Raw genomic sequence first — 22,047 nt, 5'->3', positions numbered from 1 at the left:
ACCATATGAAGAAGATCATACAAATAGCCAGGCTGGAGCTCAGCCTGCTATTTTATTCACCAATTGCCTGGCTACTCCTTGTTGTACTTTTTGTACAAATGGGCCTTGGCTTTACAGCTGCTTTACCTACAATACAAAAGGCTTCGGCCATACCATATTTAACTTCGTTTTTATTTACTGATCCCAAAAAGATTGGCATGCTTACGCAAATACTAGCCCATCTGTACTTGTATATTCCTTTGCTGACCATGGGAATCATTAGTAGGGAGATGAGCAGCGGAAGTATTAAGCTATTGTATTCTTCTCCAGTAAAACTGTCTGAGGTGGTGTACGGGAAATTTGCTGCCATGCTAACTTACAACTTGATGATCATTGGTGTCATGTGCACCTTCATCATCTTTGGGGCCTGGTTTACACCACATTTCGACTATCCGCATATCCTGGTTGCTCTGCTGGCTGTTTTCTTGCTGCTCAACGCGTACGCGGCTATCGGGATTTTTGTATCCAGCTTAACTACTTATCAGGCGGTAGCGGCAATCAGTACTTTTGTGGTGCTGGCTTTTATGAATTATATCGGAAAGTTAGGCCAGGGAATTGATTTTATACGTGACCTGACGCATAGTTTATCTATGCCAAGCAGGGCAGAACGAATGATGGCAGGCTTATTGAATACACGTGATGTTATTTATTATCTGGTTATTATAGGGATGTTCCTGGCTTTTACCATTACCAAACTGGAAATGGAAAGGCGATGTAAATCTGCCTTGCAGCAGGCTGTTCGGTATGTCATGATTGTATTGGTTGGATTAAGTATTGCATATATCAGTTCCCGACAACCAATGATTGCATATTTTGATGCCACGGATACCAAATTAAATACCATCACCAAAGCCAGTCAGGATTTACTTAAAAAAATGGGCGATGGTCCTATTGAAATGACCGAGTATATCAATGGAATGGAAGATTCTTACAACCAGGCAACGCCAAAGCAGCGTATCGCTGATATTGCGCGCTGGGAACCTTACTTGCGTTTTAAACCAAATATCAACCTGAAATGGGTGTATTATTATGATAGCATTCCCGGATCTAAAGAATGGTTTGTAAAGAGTAAAACAACTTTTAACGATTGGATGGTATTCATGGCGAATATTCAGAAACTGGACCTTCGGAAATTTCTTACTCCGGAAGAAATTCATAAGCAGATCAATTTGCAGGTAGAAGGAGCACGCGCCGTCATGCAATTAAAGTACCAGGGCAAAAATACATTTCTGCGTACTTTTCCCGCTCCGGACGATTATTTCTGGCCAAAAGAGGAGGAAACCACGGCAGCCCTGAAGCGGATGACCATGACTCCGCCTAAAATTGTTTTTGCAACAGATGGTTACCAGCGGGGCATGGATAAATTAGGCGACCGGGACTATAAATCAATTATCAATACCAAAATGGTACGGAGTTCATTGATTAATCAGGGATTTGACGTCGATAGTGTTACCTTGGAAAAAGCCGAAATACCAAAAGATATTGCTGCCCTGGTGATTGCCGATCCGAAAGTGGCTTTCAGTTCGGCGGTACTGTCGAAACTTCAGAAGTATATAGCTGAGGGGGGGAATATTTTAATAGCCGGGGAGCCGGGTAAGCAAAGTGTACTCAATCCCTTGCTGGCAGATATTGGGGTTAAAATGCTGGATGGTACGCTGGTTCAAAGCAGTAAGGATTATTCCTATGGCCTGGTTGCACCGGCACTGGCTGCGGGAGCGGTAGCTATGGCTCCAGGTTTACAACAGTTTTATGCACAGAACTCGCCAGTATCTATGCCGGACGTGGCAGCTTTAAGTTACGATGAGCAGGGGAAATTTGATATTCATCCTTTGTTAATGACAGACGCGCAGACAACCTGGCTTAAAAAGGGCAGGTTTACGCTGGATTCAGTGGCTTTGGCTGTTGATCTGAGAAATGGTGATCAGCAAGGTGCATTCCCTACCGCACTGACGCTGACACGTCAGATGAACAACAAAGAACAACGGATTATTGTATCGGGTGATGCTGATTTTTTCAGCAATTCAGAACTCACTAGAAGCAATATGAGAACGATCAATGGACTTTTCGCAACGGGTATATTCAGCTGGTTTTCTTATGGAGAATTTCCGATCGATACCAGTCGCCCGGCTCCAAAAGACAATATCAGTACTTTGACAAAAGCTAGTGTGAAAACAATACAAATACTCTGTTATGCTGTCATTCCAGGTGTGATATTTCTGATTGGAATGATCATATTAATCCGCAGAAAACGTAAATAACCATGAGCCATTTATTTCAAACCATCAGTTGGGCATTTCTCCTAACCATGGGCCGTTACTTTATCATTGCAGGCATCTTTTTTTTAGTTTTTTACCTGCTCTTCCCCAAAAGCCTGCTGCGAAATAAAATTCAAAGCAGGCCGGCAGGTAAGGCTGATTTTCTGAGAGAAATTCTGCATTCCTCTATATCAAGCATCATGTTGGCCATAACTTCAATTATCGCATTGTCGGATAGCCTTAGGCCGCATACCTTTATCTATACCGACCTGCATGATTATCCTTTGTGGTGGATTCCCGTAAGCCTTTTGCTAACCTTGGTAGTACACGATACCTATTTTTACTGGATGCACCGGATATTGCATCATAAAAAACTTTTCAAGGCAACACATCTGGTGCATCATCAGTCTACAAATCCTTCTCCCTGGACTTCTTATTCCTTCCATTTTTTGGAGGCGATAGCAGAAGGAGCGGTGGTGATTTTGCTGGTCTTTTCTATGCCCTTACATCCCTTAACAATTGGATTGTTTGCATTTTCTTCTTTTGTGATTAACGTGTATGGCCATTTGGGCTATGAAATTATGCCCAAGGGTTTCAGAAAGACTTTTCTATTCGAAATCATCAACACTTCTACTTTCCACAACATGCACCATCAAAAATTCAAGGGTAATTATGGATTGTATTTAAGAATCTGGGATCGACTGATGAAGACAGAGCACCCGGACTATGTAAAACATTACGACTCGCTACAGGAAAAGCGATTTGGACAATAAAAATTAGCGCCTGCACTGCACACACTCTAACCAAAGTATGTGTGCAGGCAGGACTTAATGCTATTTGCTGACCTCAAAACTTGAAGTAGCTCCTTGCCATGCAGCAGTATAGGCTTTGCCATTATGTGTGCCTTCAGTTTTTTCACGAGCTGATACTTCAAGAACATATCTTCCTGGCCAGATTGGGCTAAAAGTTATCAGTCCGTTTTCATCAGTTGTTACCTCTTTGCTCCAGCCTTCAGGAGAAAATACCGATACTGTTGTCTTAGCTAGTGGCTTACCATTCGCTACCGCTTTTATTTGTACAGGAGAATTAACCTTGTAAGTTTTGGCCTCAGCAGTATGCACTTTCAGAGATACTGGAATCGCGGCAACATTTATGGCACCTGGTTTACCAACTGTTACAATGGCAGCGGCTATAAATTCATATTTTGTAGTACCTCCAAGTTCTTTTGCTTCATGGCTAACCGTTATTACAAATTGGCCATTTCCTTCAGGAGCAAAGCTCGCGCTGTAAAAATTAGGTCCTGGAGTAGTACCCAGTTTAACTTTTTCTTTCCCTGGAGCAGTCAACCATAAAGTAAAGTCTTTAACGTCCGAGTACCATTTGGCGGTTTCTTCGCGTTCGTTAGTCGCATATTCTCCATAATATACTTTTACCTCCTGAGCCTGTCCCGCTTTTCCTGATGAAGCTGTTTCTATCCATAAAGCATGAGCAAATAATTGACAGGTGCCTAGCGTAAATAATAATGCAAGTAGTAATGATTTCATATTCTTTTGTTAGCTATTTAGAATGATTAAAAATTATGCTAATCTATAAAGTAAATCCAGACTTATGAAATTTATTTAGAATTATTATAAATAATATAATGATATGCCCTTAAAAGGTAATTTAAAAGCTATAATTGTTGCGTTGTTAAACTGCTTACATAGGCCTTAGGCGTATGGCCAAACTGTTTTCTGAATTCACGGCTAAAGTATTTCGGATCATTAAACCCTACCAGGTACGAGACTTCGGATACATTGTAAGTTTTTTGAGCGAGGAGTTGGGCCGCTTTTTTTAACCGAATGGTTTTTATAAAGTCATTCACAGACAAATCTGTAATCGCTCTTATTTTTTTATACAATACAGGCTGACTCATGCCAATATTGGTGGCCAACTCTGGAACACTAAAATCCTGGTCAGACATATGGTCCTCTATATACTGCACGATTTTAATCATAAAAGTATGCTCTACCGTGCTAACCGTAATGTTTTGAGGCTGCAGGCTAACCTCTTTACTAAACTTCTGTCGCATCGTTGCCCTTGATTGAAGTAGGTTTCTGATGTTTAGCTTTAATAAATCAATATTGAAAGGCTTGGTGATATAACAATCGGCGCCAGTCTCCAATCCGTCTACCTGATGCATCTGAGATGATTTGGCCGTTAATAAAATCACAGGGATATGGCTGGTACGCTCATCCGTTTTTAACTTTTTGCAGAGTTCAAGTCCATCCATTACTGGCATCATCACATCGCAAATGATCAAATCTGGGAGTAATTCAGTGGCCGTCTCCCAACCATCCAATCCATCCCCACACTCACTAACCCGATAATCGGTCCCCAATAGGCCCATTAGCATTTGCCTGATCTCTGGATTGTCCTCAACGATTAGAATCGTTTCTGTTGCTGTAACTTTTGTTTCAAGCTCAACTGTATCAACAGCCGCAGGCACGGTATAAATCGTACTTCCTGAATGGTGATATTGAGTATCTATTAACTCAATGTTTTTAAAATGACTCTTGCCCTTTTTAAGCGTTAAGGTAAAGCAAGTGTCACCGGGTTGAACTGCTGTTGCTGGACTACTCTCAATTCCTATACTTCCGTGATGCGATTCAACGATGCTTTTGGATAGTGCCAGACCAATACCAGAGCCAATATGCCCCGATCCTTGCTCATCAACCTGAAAGAAGTCGCTAAACAACTTTTGCTGACTCTCCTGTGGGATACCTTTTCCATTATCTCTTACTTTTAGGATTACTTCTTGCAGCTTTTCTTCGATGGAAACCGTTATGCTGCCATGGTCTTTAGTAAATTTAAAAGCGTTAGAGAGCAAATTAAACAGCACTTTCTCCAACTGAACCTTGTCAAAATAGAGCTCAATGTACTCCTGTTTGTACTCAAACGTATAATGAATATTTCGCGTATCAGCCAGATGCTGGAAAGCATGGAAAATCTCCTGCGTAAACTCAATAATATTGCCACTGGCAATATGTAATTTTAAATGACCGGTCTCAGCCTTTCTAAAGTCCATTAGCTCTGTGACGAGCCTCATTAGTCGATCTGCGTTATTTTTAATAGGAAGTACCTGCTTGTTGATTTCAGGATTATCCTTAGTTGTCTTTAGTAGATGTTCAAGCGGGCCAAGAATCAAGGTTAGGGGAGTACGTATTTCATGAGATACATAGGTGAAGAAATTCAATTTCATCTTTTGTACATCTTCCGACCTTTTGAGTAATGCCCGGATAAAAAGATACCTTACTGTAAGGAATAAGATGACAGAAAATACAAGCGCATAAAGTAGGTATGCCCACCAGCTGGCCCATATTGGTGGCAGGATCTTTATTTTGACACTGGCCTGGTTACTCCCAGCTATGCCGTCATTATTTATACCTTTAACTATAAAATGATAGTTCCCCGAAGGTAAGTTTGTATAAATGGCGCTTGGGTTGTCGGTATAGTTCCATTGATCATCATAGCCTTCTAATTTGTAGGCATATTTATTTTTGTCTGGCTTGATGTAATTTAATAGCGCAAAGCCTAAGGTAAAGTGGTTTTGATCATGTTTAAAGGTGATTTCTTTCGTAATGAGAATCTGTTCCTTTAAAAGCCCATCAGGCCCAGCAACTTCTACAGGTTGATTAAATAGTTTTAAGCCCGTAAAAACAAGCGGGGCCTTATAGTTATTCGTTTCAATTTCCTTAGGATGAAAAGAACTTAGACCATTTAGTCCACCTAAAAAGATCTCACCTTTACTATCTTTAAAATAGGACCGGGCATTAAATTCATTCCCTGCCAGTCCATCACTCTTTGTATAATTTCTAAATTTTCCGGCGGTTAAATTTAACTGAGATAAGCCATTGGCCGTGCTGATCCACAAATTGCCGGCATCATCCTCAACAATACCAACTACGTTGTTATTGGCCAAACCGTCCGCTTCCATATAGGTCTTAAAATGGTTTGTCTGCTCGTTATATATACTGATACCCCCAAAATAAGTACCCACACAGATCAAACCCTTAGCAGTTTGAACCACACAATTGATATAATCAGATTTTAGCCTGGTGCTATCATTCTCATTCTTGGTAAAATGACTCAGAAGTCTGGTGCTAAAATTATATCGATATAAACCGGCAGATGTTCCTAGCCAAAGATTTTTCTTTTGATCCTCAAAAAGCACCTGTACACCCCTTTTTTTTTTTAGGTACTTCTCTAGAACACTTTTTGTTGTGTGATCGGGGAAAATTCCATGCTGTCTCCTTAAAATGGATAGCCCATTTTGAGAGCCAATCCATATCGTGCCATAACTATCCTGGCGCAAAGCCACAATTTCGGCAGTGCCGGGAGAGTTTTTAGCGTCTTTTACATTGATAATGCGTTTAAACTTTCCTGTTTTAGGATTAAAAATATTTAGTCCACCATAATGCGTCCCAATAATCAGCTCAGCCTTGCCCGAATTCTCTTTGCACATGATTTTAATCAGGTTAGAGGTGATACTGGTCGGATCATTAGGGTCTGTTTTGTAGCTTCTGTAGGTATTGGTCTTTCTGTCAAGGTAATCTAGACCCCCACCTTCTGTTGCGATCCAAAGGTTGTTGTGCTCATCCTCCACAATAGAACTGAGGATGTTGCTACTGATACTAGATTTTAATTTGCTATTCTGATAAGCTTTAAACCTTGTCGCAATCTGGTGACTGTAATTAACGCCGCCAAAATAGGTACCTACCCACATGGTTTGGTTAATGTCCTGGTATATACTATGCACAGAATTGTGACTGATGCTGTTTTTTAACTCCGGATCATGCTGGTAATTAGTAAATTTTTTACTTACCGGATCTAAAATACTTAAGCCTTCTTGAGTACCAATCCAGAGCATGCCTTGCTTATCTTTCGTTATTGTCCTAACGTCATTGTGTACAATAGAGTTGGGATCATTATTATCATGACTATAAACGGTAAAAGATTTGGTCGAATAATTATACAGACACACTCCATTACCTGTTCCTATCCATAAATTGTTTTGGGCATCGGTATTGATGCAGGTGATGTAGTTAGAGCTAATTCCAGATTTATTTCCCGGGTCGTACTTAAACCGCTCGTATTTGTAGTGACCATTTTTTAGGCGCATACACAACAATCCGTTACCGGTTCCAATCCAGAGGTTGCCACGAGTATCTTTAAAAATGGCGTAGATGCCTTCAACACCATCATCCTTTATTCCCTTAAACTTGAAAGACTTAAAAGTGTTCTTGTTTTTGTCCGTTAATAGGTTAAGCCCGCCTAAAGTTCCCACCCATAAATTTTTATCGGAGTCTTCATAAAGGCATTCAATACCACCTTGGCTTAGGCCTTGCTTTGAACGAGTTGGGATCTGAGTAAAAGTGTCGGATCCGGAATCATATCTATTTAGTCCATTCGCTGTTCCCACCCATAGGGTTCCTCCAGCATCAGTCAATAAAGTTTGAACTTCATTATTGGACAGACTGCTTCGGTCTGCCGGATGATTGATATAGCTTTTAAACTGGTGGCCATCATATCGGTTTAGGCCCTGCCGTGTACCGAACCACATAAAGTCCGATTTATCCTGAGTAACCGATATCACGGAGTTTTGCGACAACCCATTTTCAATTGTATAGTTGCTAAAAGAAAGTGGATGCTGGGCTTGGGCGGGATGAAAAAATACGGCAATGGAAAAGCACAAATTAATCAGTTTCCATTTAGTAATCTTCATAAGAATTCCCTGTTATTGTCTATTTATCAGCGCTAAAGATAGAAATATCTGCTATTGTTAATGATTTTTCTACCCTTTTTTTTAGAATATTCATCTTTTTTGGACAAATAATATTACAGCTTTGACTGTCTGAACAATGTAATATTCTAAAGGCGGTATACTAAATCATATTTAGCTCATACCAGACCATAAAGCCCTAACCAGCGAATAATATGTATATAATGTTAAGACAAAAACAACCAAACACTAAACCAAACACGTATGAATAAAATTTGACTAAACCTATAAGTCTTTAGACTTAACCTTACCAAACTACTAACCAATTAATAACATTTCATCACTTACAAGTTAGCGGTTGCTGCAGACAAATGACCTGACAGCTGGACGTATGATTGCTGTATGATTTATTCAGCGCATTATACTTTAACAACTGCAATTGAATAAACCGGGCATCCAAGCCCATAAGAACCATTAAAAAACAAAATAACGGATGAGAAATACCCGAATTATTAAACACATGAATTGTCAATGGATCCTTGTGTCTTTTTTTCTTGTTGGTCTTGGTTTTCCGCTAAGTGGATATAGTGCCGTTTTTCAGGATACCACAGCAAAGAATTCCTTACAGGACACCGTGGCAAAGGATTCAGGAATTGTAGAACTAAGGCGATTTGTCTCCATAAGAAATGTCGACTCATTAAATGTTAAGAAGATCGCCATGTATCCATTCGTTTCCCTTCAACAAGTCCTGAAAGGAAATGCCGCAGGAGTATATGTGCAGGAAACAAACGGTGAACCTGGTACTACAGAGCAAAGCCTACTGATAAGGGGACTTTCGATGCCACTGCTTTCCAGAAAAGATATTTATCAGGTACAGCCGCAGGTATATGTTAACGGTATTCCGCTGATACAGGACAACCCTTTTATGTTCGATGTCCAGAAGTTTGACTATGCGCCTATAGGAACTGCGACAAACCTGCTGGCTACCATTGATATGGACAATATTGAGTCCATCAACGTAGTTAAAGGAGGAGCTGCTGCCGCTATTTACGGCCCCAGGGCCGCTAACGGAGCTATTTTGATTACGACCAAGAATGCTCAGGCAGGTATGAAGCAGATTAGTGTGAACAGCTATTTTGGGATGGCCCAGAAGGATAACCTGACGACCACCAATGCACAGGATGAAAGCACTTTCAGAATGCCGTTCTATCAGAAATTTGCCAGTCCTGCCGATATGGATAATTATCCGGCTTATTTAAGAGATGCAACCAATGAAAATTATTATGGTCCTTCTAACTGGACAGATTTGTATTATAAAACAAGCCCTGTACGCTCCGTAAACGCCAGTATAACCGGCGGGACAAACCGCTCAAATTTTCGGTTTTTCGGAGGAAACACAAGCACATCCGGTAATGCGGATGACACCAAACTGGACAAGTATAATGCTTCTTTCTTCATCAATATGTTGCCATTGCCATGGTTAACGGTTTCCAGTATGATCAATGCAACAAGACTGGAACGTGACCGGAACAGGTCATTTCGGGATCGTTTCTCGGAAATGCAGTATATCCCGGATTTAACAAGTCCGATTGCACCGAATAAGATCATCTATGGCAATTTGTTAAATGAATATCAGGCCAAGTCATTTGATGACAATAAAAACAGTGCTATTCAGGGATATTTCTCCTTATCAGCGAAATTTAAGAAACTGGATTTCACTTCGCGTGTAGGCTTCGACTATAATGAAAGCACGCGTGATGTGTTTTTTCCGTCCACCATGCTCGACGGGAACAATTATGTCTCTAATTATTATGGCTATAACCAACGTGTGGTTATCGAGAATTCTGTTAGTTATAAACACGATTTTAATGAAAAACACAAATTAAACCTGGAAGCCGGACATTCTTTTCAATCAGATTTTAATCGTTACAATTATGCCTACGGTTATAAAGGATCAAGTGATTACATCAGGATTAATGTGGTAAACGGGAATTCAAAAGAGTCAGATTACTTATTGCCTAAAGACTTTATTGTGTTTCGTTTTACAGACCGACAAAAAGCAAATCTAAGTTCTCTGTTCGCCAAAGCGGAGTATAATTATAACGATGAATTGTCTTTAACCGCAGTAGCAAGAACGGATGGCTCCTCTAATATGCAACCAAGCGCAAGATGGTTCATTTCACCAATTGTTAATGCTGAATACAATTTTAATAAAATATTGCCTCAGGACAAATCGGCCATTTCATCACTTTCAGTAACGGCATCCTGGAGCCGGATAGGTAACCTGTTATTGAACGACAGATTTGCTGCCGGGCCACAGTACACTGTAGATTTGGGCTGGTCTGCCAACCCAGCTTTCTATTCTTATGCAGGATTTGGTACCTTATCGAGGCCATATACTGCAGGTTGGGTGGGTTATGATATTCCCTGGTCTTATGTACAGGAAACCAATATTGGTGTGAATGCAGGCTTTCTCAATAGCAGGATTCAGGCAAGGTTAGAGCTATATAGCAAAAATAATAACCGCATGTTATTGGCAATGCCGGTTATAGCAGAGTCAGGCTATACTTCTTCCTATCAAAGTGGAATGGATGTAAATAATAGCGGTGTAGAACTGATGTTGCAAGCCAGTATATTTAAAGGCAGGAAAGATCAATTTAACTGGATGGCTAATGTAAATGCCAGTTATAATCAGAATAAGCTGAAAGCACTTCCCGGTGGTATTTCAGAAATATTAATCGGAACCCAAAAGCTGGTTGTGGGTGAAGCCATTGATAAGTTCTGGGTGTTAAAAACTCAGGGTGAGGCATTCCAAACTGACGCTGATGTACCAGTAAACCCTCAAAACTATCAGATCCTGAATTACAAAGGACTCGCATTTAAAGGCGGAGATCCTCGCTGGAAAGATTTGAACGGAGATTATACCATAAATGAACGGGATAAAGTTGCATTGGGTAACTATATACCAAAATTAACAGGAAACTTCGCCAATAACTTTACTTATCGCAAGTTCAGTCTCGACTTTAACCTGTATTTCGCTTTGGGCCGTAATATCCTGAACCAGGCTGCCGCCAATCGTTTTGATTTTATTAATAGGGGTGGCCAGAATGATATTTCTTCGATAGATGAAATTACTTTCTGGAAAAAAGACCTTAATGCCGCAAGCTATCCGGTTTACAATCCATGGAGTGCCGTGCAAGCCTATCGTGCTGACCAGGATATTTTCATTGAAAACGGATCCTTCCTGAAATTAAGATCCCTTTCCCTCGGCTATGATTTTGCCGGAATGAGTTTTCTTAACAAAGATAGGAGCACGCAGCACAGGTTTCTGGTATATGTAACCGCAACAAACCTGTTTACAATTTCTCCTTATACAGGTGGCGACCCTGAATTGGTTGGTTATACCGGGATCGATTCAGGCTATGGATTATCTATTCCAAGAACATATACACTAGGTTTTAAAATCGATTTATAGAAAAAGATATGATGTTTACTAAAATAACTATCCCCTTTCGCGTCCTTACGGTAGTAATGATCATAGGATTATTGGGGTCTGGATGTAATAAACAGCTGGACGTTCCTTCTTCTCACCTGGTTAATGAGGAAAACCATTGGAAATCAATTACCGATACCCGCTCTGCATTACTGGGCACTTATGGCTTGCTTCGCGCAGCAATGGCCGATAATAATGGCCACTGGCTATATGGAGAACTCAGAAACGGTGATTTTAAAGCTACTTCCCGCCTTGATTTGAAGGCTGTGATCGGTGGTAATTTAAATGCGCCCTATCCTGTAGTGCAGTCACTTAGCAATTGGCGCAGGTTTTATGCCGTGATCAATAGTGCCAGCATATTCATCGAACGTGCACACGAAGTATTGGAAAACGACAGGCAATACACGGAGAAAAATTATCAGGTAGATATCGCACAAATGAGGGCCTTGCGTGCTTTTGCCTATTTCTACATGACGCGCATCTGGGGTGATGTGCCTCTGATCACTTCTTCCAGCGATGGGAACTTTGAAAAGAAAGCACGTGCTCCGAAAGAAGCGGTACTGGGTTATGCAGAAAGTGAGTTGCTAAAAGCGGTGAATGATCTTCCCTTTAGATATGGATCGGTAATAGACCCTGTTTTCCCGGGATTGTATTACGGACAAGTCACTACCTATTGGAGTGGGGTATTGTTAACAAAAATATCCGCATATGCTATCCTGGCACATATAGCCGCATGGAATGAGAAATACATTGATGCTTCGGGCTACGCCAACTTCGTATTGACGTATTATCAGAGCTCCGGAGCCAGTTATACCCTAACAGCAGGGATTTCGAAGGTCGACGGTCTTTTCTATGATAAAAATCCGTCGCAGATATTTGGTGTTCCTTTTGCCTGGAGCGATCGGGAAGCCAGTATCGTTGGCCATATTGAAGACCTCACGCTTGCTGCGCCATTGGTGACCAAGCCAGTTCCACAGATTTATGTTCCTGACGCAACCATCCTGTCTATCTATAACGAAGATAAAGACCAGCGGTTTTCTATCAACCCGTTGACAGGGCGTGCTGTAACTGATTTCTTTGCGAATTTCGGAAGTGCAAGCACCGTGTTCAGTAAAATTAAATGCATCCGTAACGCTTCAACTGATGGTTCTCTCGGTTTGTTCAGTTCTGCAATTGTTTTCACCCGTCTGGAAGAAATCAGCTTATTGTATGCGGAATCTATGGCCGTGATCGGAAACGTGGAACCAGCCATTGATGCCCTGGATAACGTACGACTTGCACGCGGACTTGCCCGTTATACCGGCCCCAACAGTGGGTTAATAGATGCCATTTTTAAAGAACGTAAGAGAGAGCTCATTGGTGAAGGATGGAATTGGTACGATCAGGTCCGTTACAACCGGATTAAACGGAACAATACCGAGTTCAACAAGCTCATCAGTACCAATGGTATCTTCTGGCCAATCGCAGAGGATGTACTCAATCGCAATTCTTTATTGGTTCAAAATGAATTCTGGAGGTAATCAAATTATGAAAAGAAAATTAAACCTATTTAAAGGCCTTACTTTATTATTTGCAGCAACGCTGTTTTTTGCAGCATGCAAAAAAGAAGAAGGTGCATATAATTTTGAAAACGAGGTAAATGTATACGAAGGAGATGTTTACGCCTACCTGAAGTCACAGCCTGGCGTTTACGATTCCCTGCTTAAGGTTGTTGATCGCATCACCTGGTTAAAGGATACTTTGAGTACATCTTCAACATTCACGCTTTTTGCCCCAACAAACCGCAGTTTTGTCCTCGCTTTGCAAAATTTAAATACAGTTAGGAAATCACAAAACAAACCAGTTCTGGGCCTGGCAACAGCAAACATAAAAGAGTTGGATTCATTGGCTAACCGCTATTTTATTTCCGGCAAGTTTACCACGGACAGCTTGGTCTTGACTGAAGGAGTGCTGTTAAACACGATAAAATACCACTATGAAATGCATGGACAGGACAAGAGTGCAAACGCATACGGTTTTGTAAACGGGGGTCCAAAAAGTATCATTTACAGTGATGTAAAACGATCACAATATATCGTGGAATGGCAACGGACAAATACCCAGGCCGTAAATATTTTCACCACCAATGCGGTTGTCCATGTGCTTTCTCCATCACACGAATTTGGGTTTAGCGAATTTACAAGAAGGCTTAATAAATAATCAGGGAGTTTTAGCTAGCAAAGTTATGATCAACAAAAAACATATTATTTCAGGAGCAGTGCCGATACTGTTTGCCCTTACATTGATAGGTGCCTGTAAAAAGCTGCTGCCTACAGACCGCGATTACTTCAATACAGAAGCCCGCTTTACACAAACGCTATACAAGCCTGTAATGGGACGTACAACATTAATGAGTGACAATTTTGACGCACAAAGTTCGTCACAGCCCTTAACCTTTAAAATAGTTAATCCAAGAAATAGCGATGGTATCATTGCACCAGAACTTATCAAGCCATTTGATGTGCTGGTTTGGAAAAAAGCATATACGGGAAAGGAAACCTCACTGGAAGAAATCGAAAATAAAAGAGCGATAGAACAACACCCACTTTTTGAGATCAGGGAGCACTCAGGAGAATTTATACTCTGGGCAGCCTCAAATTCGAGGGTACTCAAGGCTCTTCCTGATTCAGGCTATACTTTCGATGTAGAAGTAACCAACAATGGCGGACGCAGGTATTTTAATAACCTGAAGCTTCAGGCCTATAGGGAGCGCGCTTATGAGCCTAACAGAATCGATGCCATTAGTGGGGCAAGCAGCAATGCACCAATCCGGTTAAATTCAATCAATAATTTTAAGGCGCAACGTACCGGAGATCCACTTACCATCGGTGATGTAAAAGTCGACTTTAACAAAAAACAGGGGAGCACTGGAAGCTCGCTCACTTTCCGTTTCCTGGATAGTATCGGGCAAAGCATTGACCCCGCAAAGTTCAACTTAACCGCCTGGAATAAATTGGTACACGGTTTCAATATGGAAAAGACAGCCAGCTACGTAAAATACAATGTCGCCTATCCAATACCACTGGTTGAGATTCCAACGGCTTACACTACAGTTGATGGGAAAGAAGCCACCCTTAAGTTTTCTTATGACCGTCTGGGTTTCGGAGGGATAAAGGAAACCGCCGATATGAGCTTCAATTTTAACATCTATGAAAAGGGAGAGTGGGAAATTATCTTTTCGTTTACCCGGGACAACCCAAAATTCACGAACGAATGATGAAACATAGAGATAAAAAAATATTTAAGCTAAACACGCTAAAACAAAATATGGCTATGAAGCACTTGTTTAAGGTATTTATCATTATTCTTTCGGCAACAGTTCCGGCATTTGCCCAGAAAATGGTTGTTGTGAAGGGAACTGTTATTGAAAAATCCACTAATCTCGGACTTCCGGGAGTAACGATCTCAACTGGCACGCCCTTAAAAGTAATTGCTAGCAGTGGTAACGCGGGTAATTTCTCGGTGAATGTGCCTGAAAATGCATCCTTGGTATTCAGGTATATCGGCTTCGCCAACCAAACCATTAAGGCTGTGGCAAAATCCGATTTCAGAGTAATGATGCAGGAATCGAGCAACAACCTTGATGTGGTAAAAATTACGGTAGGTTACAATACAAAAACCAAGGAAGTTTTAACAGGAGCAGCCACCACCATAAGTGGTAAAGCACTCCAGGATGTTCCGGTTGCCAACGTGATGGAGCTGTTGCAAGGTAAAATCGCAGGTTTAAATATCCAGAATAACAGTGGGAGCCCGGGGGCCCGTGGATCCATCTTCGTGCGTGGTTTATCTAGTATCGATATTCAGGGTTCTGGTAACGACGCTTTCCTAACCCCAACTTCACCGTTGTTTGTAATTGATGGGGTACCGCTTGATGCCAACTCAAACTATGAATATGGTTTCTCACAAGGCGGACCAGGTATCAGCCCATTGTCTTTAATACCACCAGAAGACATAGAAGAAGTTACGCTTTTAAAGGATGCACAGGCAACCTCGTTGTATGGCTCACAGGGGGCATATGGTGTAATCCTGATCACCACCAAAAGAGGTAAATCTAAAACGCCTATTATCCAGTATGTAACCAACCTTTTTGTAAATACGCCCCCTAAATTAAGGTCTGTGATCGGAGGGAAGGGTGAGCGTGACAGCAGAATAAGGCAAATCATGAACAATGATTCTACTATTTTTACAGGAAGGGAACGTATTGATAACAACCCATTCCTTTCGGATAGTTTAAATGCTTTTTTCAACAATTCAACCGACTGGCAGCGCGTGTTCTTCAGAACTACTTTAAATCAGACACACAATATCAATGCTTCCGGAGGTGATCAGAATTTTAACTACAAAGTGAACGTAGGCTATTATGATGAAAAAGGGATTATTGAGAATACGGGCTTAAAGAGATACTCACTCGGTATGAACGTACTGTATCAGCCCAGTCAAAAGTTCCGCTTGTTCGCGAATGTGTCCAGTGCCATGGGGATCAGTAAAAAGGGGAGTGGAAATGGCGTGCAGCAGACAGGAGTAGCCTCGGGGAGTTCCGCATCTTCCCTTTTGCCGCCACCATCCTTATTTAGCAGTTCCGGTGATGCGACAGGTGTATTTTTAACCGATAACAATAATAAAACAGGAAATATTAAAACCAACCTTGAAGGACGTTATCAGTTTCTTAAATCTCTGTCTTTAACCAGTGTGGTGAATTACGATTATAACAATGGTACAGCCGATATCTATAAGCCAGCGGTATTAAACAACAATACAGCCATCGTTTACAATTTTAACGAGCGACGGAGTGTATTGTACAACCGTAACATGATCAACTTTACGGAATCATTCAAAGAGAAACACAACATCAGTGTTTTTGCCTTCAATGAGATGTACATCCGTAATTACCAGGCTGGGACGATCAATCAGCTTCAGACACCCAATGACCAGTACCAGGGGCCTTTAGGTTTTGATGCCAATCTTTCAAGAGGCGGTATACTCGATAATTATTCTGCTTCGCGTTCTGCGGCATTGGCAACCTCAGTGTCGTACAACTACGATAAAAAATATGTAATTGATCTTTCTTATCGCTGGGACGGCGTGTCTAATGCCGGGCCAGATGTGCCATGGTCTAAAAATCCATCTGTCGGCTTAAGATGGAACTTTAATAAGGAAAACCTGCTGGCCACCTCAAAATGGCTGGATTATGGTTCCATACGTACCAGCTGGGGAAAGAACATTGTACCGAACGGAACTGTATTTGACGCCTTTGGATCTTATAACTTTAGTGGGGTATATAATGGTTCGCAGGCGATAGGTGTGAACTTTGAGAACCTGCCAAACACCTCACTTAGCCCAACAGTAACCACTCAGTTTAATGCAGGGCTTGATGTTGGATTGTTTGAAGGTAAATACCAGATCACTTTCGATACCTATTATAAAATGGTAGATAATCAGCTCAGACAAAAGGCGCTGGCCGATCACAATGGGTTTAGTAAAATTAAAACCAACGAAGTGAGCCTGGTTAACTATGGTTATGAGTTTAGCTTAACTGTAAGGCCTTTGGCTAAAAACAGCGATTACAACTGGACAGTTTCATTTAACGGCGCGATTAACAAAGACGTGTTGACAGGCTTGCCCGACGGTGTTCGTCAGATCCTACAGAAGGATAAAGAAACGGGCCAGTCTATACTTTACCGTTTGGGGCGTAACAGTTTGTCTAACGTCCTCTACAATACAAAAGGGGTATACAGTACCACAGACGACGTGGCTGTTGATCCTGCGACAGGTAAAAGATACAGCACAAAGAATGGCAATACCACCGTTTTCTTCCAGGGAGGTGATCCGTACTGGGCTGATATCAACGGGGATTATAAACTGGATGAAAGAGATCTTGTGATTGCTGGAAACTCATTCCCGCAAATTACCGGTGGTATTTCTTCATTCTTCTCCTGGGGGCCGTACTCAGCAAATATCAATCTTTCCTATACCTTAAAAAGAGATATCTTAAACAATGCCCTGGCTCAGCGCTTCCAGAATTTTGCGAATCCAGCTGAACAGAATAACCTGGTTCCTATAGCGCAGTATGACTACTGGAAACAACCAGGCGATGTAGCTACTTATCCGGATCCTTATAGCTTTCTACGCTATGGAGCTTATTCGGACTTCGTTAAAGGAGGCTCCTTGTTTTTACCGTACAGGTACGACCAGACCATGTTCCAGGAAGATGGATCTTACTTAAAGATCAATACCCTTACGCTGGCTTATACTTTCGACAAAAAACTGGCCTCACGCCTTGGTGTAACCTCTATGCGTGTATACTGCACAGGAAATAACCTGTACACCTTCACCAATTACACCGGTCCCGATCCTGAAAACGTAACGGATCTGGGCAGGGACAACTCCGCAGGATATCCAAGTCGACGCAGTTATTCTATTGGTCTTAATGTTCAGTTTTAAAATGAAACTTATTATGAGAAAGATCTTATACATTTTACCCTTATTAGTGATTTTGATTGCCAACCCAGGCTGTAAAAAGTTCTTAAATGTAGAACCGGTTACCAGCTTGTCGGGCAATAACTTCTGGAAAACATCAAAAGATGCGGAAGATTTCACAAAAGATGTGTACCGTTTGTTTAGGGCCTCAACTATGTCCAGTATCATGTTGGCCATGGGCGATTACCGTAACGGACCTGGCAAGGCCACATCAGTGAACCCAAAACGTTACGATTTGGATTACCTGGCTGTAAATAACATGAAAAAGCTCCTTGCTGCGGATGCTACACGTACGCGTCCAGACTACAATGCCAGTCTGGAATGGTACCAGGCAAGGGCACGTTATGACCTGATTCCCGATTGGAAGCCATTTTATAAAACGATACAAGCTGCGAATATCCTGTATAAAGAAGTAGACCGCATTCAGGATCCCGCGTTTTCAGAAGCTAACCGCAAACAATATAAAGGCGAAGCCGTATTCATGCGATGCCTCTCTTACTTTTTCTTAGTAAGGCTGTTTAGCGATGTTCCTTATTATACGAATGCTTACAACCAGGAACCGCTTCCCAGAACAGATATGGTTACCGTATTAAAGAATTGTATCGCCGATCTGGATAAAGTGAAAAATGATTTACCATGGACTTACAAAGATCCGGCAAACCGTGCGGTAAGGGCAATGCGTGGCAGTGCCATTGCATTGATGATGCACATGAATATGTGGTGTGCAGGCTTCGATCAGGCAAATACCAATAGCTATTACCGTGCGGTGGATGATCTGGGTAAAGAAATAGAGAATATCGGTGAAGCAGAACAAGGTGCTTATACCTTACTGCCAATTGAGCAAACTTACCTGGTGATGTTCGGTCGTTCACAGGAAGGTCTCTTTGAGATTCAGCTGAGTAATAACTCGGGTGAGGTAAGCGGTGACCGCCGATATAAATTTTCAAATGGGGTTGCCCACCTGCCATTTCTGACCTCAACAGATCGCCTGCAGAGCGAGTTTGCGTTCAAGTCAGACTATATGAAAAAGATTTTTCCGGAGACTGTTGCAGACCGCAGAAAGAATGTCTGGTTTGATATTGCAGATATTTATGACGAAACGGGGAAAGCAATAATCTACAAATTCTTTAATCGCGCAGCCCCAACACAAGGGGACGATGACAATCCGATCATTTTCCGTTATGCGGATGTATTGCTGCTTCACGCGGAAGCACTGGCTGAATTGGGCGAAGATGGACCTGCCGAAATTCTATTGAATCGTATCAGAGCTCGCGCAGGTGCAGATCTGTTCCCCGCAAATCCCGGAGAAGGTAAGATCAAAGATGCCATCTACTATGAGCGTTGCAAAGAATTACTGGGTGAAGGGCACTATTTCTACGACCTGGTACGCACGAGGAAAATTATGAATCCAACATATTGTTATAGTCCGCTCTCGTTCTCTGCATTTATTTCTAAAGCATGGACCTGGCCAATTAGCAGCACTGCCCTTGCAAATAACCCATACATGACATTAAATAGTTACTGGCAATAGTTTTCCTTATTTAAAAAACAGAAGATGTATAAATATAAAATGATTATAAAAGTGCTCACATTCATTGCATGTATAGCCTTCATCTTAACAGGATGTAAAAAATTTGAGCACTACGAGGACACTGGCATTACCAACGCGAAATTTGACGGTAGCATCATGCAATACCTGGATTCGAAACCTTTTCAATTCGATACGTTAAGCCAGGTGATCCGCCTTGCGGGAATGGAAGACGTATTCAGTAAAGAGGAGATTACTTTTTTTGCACCACAGGACCCTTCCATCGGAGCAGTGATAGATAACTTAAATGCTTACCTCAGGCTAACGGGACGAGACTCCGTAAGGACTTTATCCGATATTAAGCCTAAAGCATGGAAAGAAATGCTGTCTATGTATATTTTTAAAGGGAGCAACCGTCTTAAGGATTACCGTCAGGTAGATACGCTGGCATTGGATACTTATTCCGGACAGGGATATCTGGCCTATAATGGTAAACCAATGAACATCGGCGTGGTTTTTAACGATGCGGTTAACGGGCCGGTTGACAACCGGACGACCATTAAATATGGGGGATACCGTCAGCTGATGTTATCTTATATTCCTGATCTGGCTTATCCCAAGGCTTTCTGGATCAATGCGAAGGTATCTTCATCAGATATCAATCCAACTAACGGAATCGTTCACGCGATAAAATTCAGTAACCATTTCTTTGGCTTTTACCCCTATAACTTTATTACGGTAGCGCTTGAAAATGGTATTGGAGAATAACTCACAGGAGATCATAATATGTTCAATAAAACTCAAAACAATCAAACGATGAAAAGTAACCTAAGGTATTTCATAGGATTGCTCCTGTTTACGATGGCTTTCTCATCCTGTAAAAAATCAACGCAACTTACGGAAGACCCGTATGCCGGAGGGAAAGAAGCCCTTGGCATCAGGTTCTTAAACGAACCACCCAAGCCTACCTATGGCTCAGTGGGCTCACAAATGGTATTTGCTATCTCAGGGTTGCTCCCCTATAAAGACAAGGTAAAATGCTATATGAATGATACTGAAGCAGAGATAATGGAGGTTACCAGCAAAACGATCAAAATCAAACTGCCAGTGGGTTCCAGCTCAGGTGGTTTTACAATTGTCGTGGACGGGCAGATTTTCTTCGGTCCCCAGTTCACGGTTTCCGGTAAAATCGCCTATGATGCGACCTTTAAACCCGTAATCGGACCCAACGGAAATGTTAGTCAGATTATGCCTTTGACAAATGGGAATATGATACTGGTTGGCGGTTTCACGGATTATGAAAAGAAGGCTTCACTCAAAAGACCGATTAACAATATTGTAATGATCAATGCTGATGGAGATTATCTGCCTTCGTTTGCTTCCGGACTGGGTTCTGATGGTTCGTTAAATAGCATAGCCCGGTTAACAACGGGGCAATATATGATCGGAGGTACATTCTCAAGTTATAACAACAGGAAAAGTATTGGTGGGTTGACCCGTTTGAATGGAAATGGGTCCTTAGATAGTACCATCGTTGAAGTCGTTAACCTTACACCCCTGCAGCCGAAAAACAGCTTTGATACTGTAGCTGCATTTAATGGAAGAGTGACAGGATCTGTGCGAAAATTATTCGTCTACAACAACAAAAGTATCCTGATCGGCAATTTTAGCAACTATGGCGAGTATTTCTACGAGCGTTCTACACGCGACAGAAAAGTTATTGGTTATACCCCAATGGATATGCTGATGCGTTTGGAAGCAAATGGCAAGCTGGATGAAAGCTATAATTTTAATCCTACAACCAAAACCAGTTATGAGAAGCCGAATGGTAGCATCAATGATGCGTTTATGGAGGCCGACGGAAAGGTGATCCTGGTGGGTAGCTTTACACGTTTCCAGGGAACCGGTGTAAACAGGATTACACGGGTAGACAACAACGGGATGATCGATCCTACCTTTCTGGTGGGGGCTGGAGCTGACGGGCCTATTGGCAGCATTCGTTTCAACGCGACTACCCAGAAATACATCGTTTCAGGGGCTTTCAAAAGTTTCAACGGTAAAGCCGTTAACGGTATTGTTATGCTGAAAAAAGACGGATCGGTTGATGACTCGTTTACTATGGGAACAATGGAGGGCGGAAGCGTCAATTTCTCTGCACAATTATCTAACGGGCTGGTTATCGTTACAGGTTCATTCAACAAATATAACGGGGTCATTAGGCAGGGTTTTATGGTATTGAATCCAGACGGAACGCTTGCTGCGGGTTACAACACAACAGGTGTTTTCCAGGGAATCGTAAATGATATATATGAGACAACTTCACCACAGGGATTTCCTGCTTTCATTATGGCAGGCTTCATCCTTAAGTTCGATAACCGTGCAGTGCCAAATATCATCAAGGTCGTGTATGAACCTTAAAAGCGTATCACAAAACATAGGAACCTATCTGTTAACA

12 protein-coding genes are annotated in these 22,047 nt (G+C 41.7%); 10 read left to right on the top strand and 2 right to left on the bottom strand.

The window, feature by feature from the left end; translation table 11 throughout:
- Nucleotides 1-5 precede the first annotated feature (5 nt).
- Both BLS35_RS04255 and BLS35_RS04250 read left to right on the top strand, forming a co-directional pair.
- Entirely contained in the window at nt 6-2,297 is a 2,292-nt protein-coding gene (locus BLS35_RS04255) for a Gldg family protein (RefSeq protein WP_090778120.1), read from the top strand.
- A gap of 2 nt (nt 2,298-2,299) precedes the next feature.
- A complete protein-coding gene (locus BLS35_RS04250) occupies nt 2,300-3,067 on the top strand; it encodes a sterol desaturase family protein (RefSeq protein WP_254778655.1) in 768 nt (255 codons plus the stop codon).
- 60 nt (nt 3,068-3,127) lie between these two features.
- Here BLS35_RS04250 and BLS35_RS04245 read toward each other — a convergent pair whose 3' ends face one another.
- Nucleotides 3,128-3,838: a DUF4198 domain-containing protein gene (locus BLS35_RS04245; RefSeq protein ID WP_090778118.1), complete on the bottom strand. Its 711-nt coding sequence runs from the start codon at nt 3,836-3,838 to the stop codon at nt 3,128-3,130.
- A gap of 128 nt (nt 3,839-3,966) precedes the next feature.
- Nucleotides 3,967-8,058, bottom strand: a complete 4,092-nt coding sequence (locus BLS35_RS04240) for a hybrid sensor histidine kinase/response regulator transcription factor (RefSeq protein ID WP_090778116.1) — start codon at nt 8,056-8,058, stop codon at nt 3,967-3,969.
- Nucleotides 8,059-8,575: 517 nt separating this feature from the next.
- Between BLS35_RS04240 and BLS35_RS04235 the strand changes: the two genes are divergently transcribed.
- Genes BLS35_RS04235 through BLS35_RS04200 form a run of 8 tightly spaced genes read left to right on the top strand, consistent with a single transcriptional unit; the run spans nt 8,576 to nt 22,010 of the window.
- A complete protein-coding gene (locus BLS35_RS04235; protein ID WP_165973444.1) occupies nt 8,576-11,530 on the top strand; it encodes a SusC/RagA family TonB-linked outer membrane protein in 2,955 nt (984 codons plus the stop codon).
- Between the two features lie 8 nt (nt 11,531-11,538).
- Nucleotides 11,539-13,068, top strand: a complete 1,530-nt coding sequence (locus tag BLS35_RS04230) for a RagB/SusD family nutrient uptake outer membrane protein (protein WP_254778653.1) — start codon at nt 11,539-11,541, stop codon at nt 13,066-13,068.
- A 7-nt stretch (nt 13,069-13,075) separates the two neighbouring features.
- Nucleotides 13,076-13,747: a fasciclin domain-containing protein gene (locus BLS35_RS04225; RefSeq protein WP_165973445.1), complete on the top strand. Its 672-nt coding sequence runs from the start codon at nt 13,076-13,078 to the stop codon at nt 13,745-13,747.
- Between the two features lie 25 nt (nt 13,748-13,772).
- Nucleotides 13,773-14,804 carry a DUF5007 domain-containing protein gene (locus BLS35_RS04220; protein WP_165973446.1) on the top strand — a complete coding sequence of 344 codons (1,032 nt, stop codon included), beginning with the start codon at nt 13,773-13,775 and terminating at the stop codon, nt 14,802-14,804.
- A complete protein-coding gene (locus tag BLS35_RS04215; RefSeq protein ID WP_254778652.1) occupies nt 14,801-18,028 on the top strand; it encodes a SusC/RagA family TonB-linked outer membrane protein in 3,228 nt (1,075 codons plus the stop codon). Before BLS35_RS04220 ends, BLS35_RS04215 begins: the two co-directional genes overlap by 4 nt.
- 13 nt (nt 18,029-18,041) lie before the next feature.
- Entirely contained in the window at nt 18,042-19,595 is a 1,554-nt protein-coding gene (locus BLS35_RS04210; protein WP_254778651.1) for a RagB/SusD family nutrient uptake outer membrane protein, read from the top strand.
- A gap of 24 nt (nt 19,596-19,619) precedes the next feature.
- Nucleotides 19,620-20,360, top strand: coding sequence for a fasciclin domain-containing protein (locus BLS35_RS04205; RefSeq protein WP_090778104.1), 741 nt, complete (start codon nt 19,620-19,622; stop codon nt 20,358-20,360).
- 48 nt (nt 20,361-20,408) lie between these two features.
- Nucleotides 20,409-22,010, top strand: coding sequence for a DUF5008 domain-containing protein (locus tag BLS35_RS04200; RefSeq protein ID WP_165973447.1), 1,602 nt, complete (start codon nt 20,409-20,411; stop codon nt 22,008-22,010).
- Nucleotides 22,011-22,047 lie beyond the last annotated feature (37 nt).

Origin of the sequence: Pedobacter sp. ok626, assembly GCF_900100435.1 — a bacterium.
GTDB lineage: Bacteria > Bacteroidota > Bacteroidia > Sphingobacteriales > Sphingobacteriaceae > Pedobacter.
The sequence above is the reverse complement of the archived record's forward strand: the minus strand, read 5'-3'. Positions and strand labels throughout refer to the sequence as shown.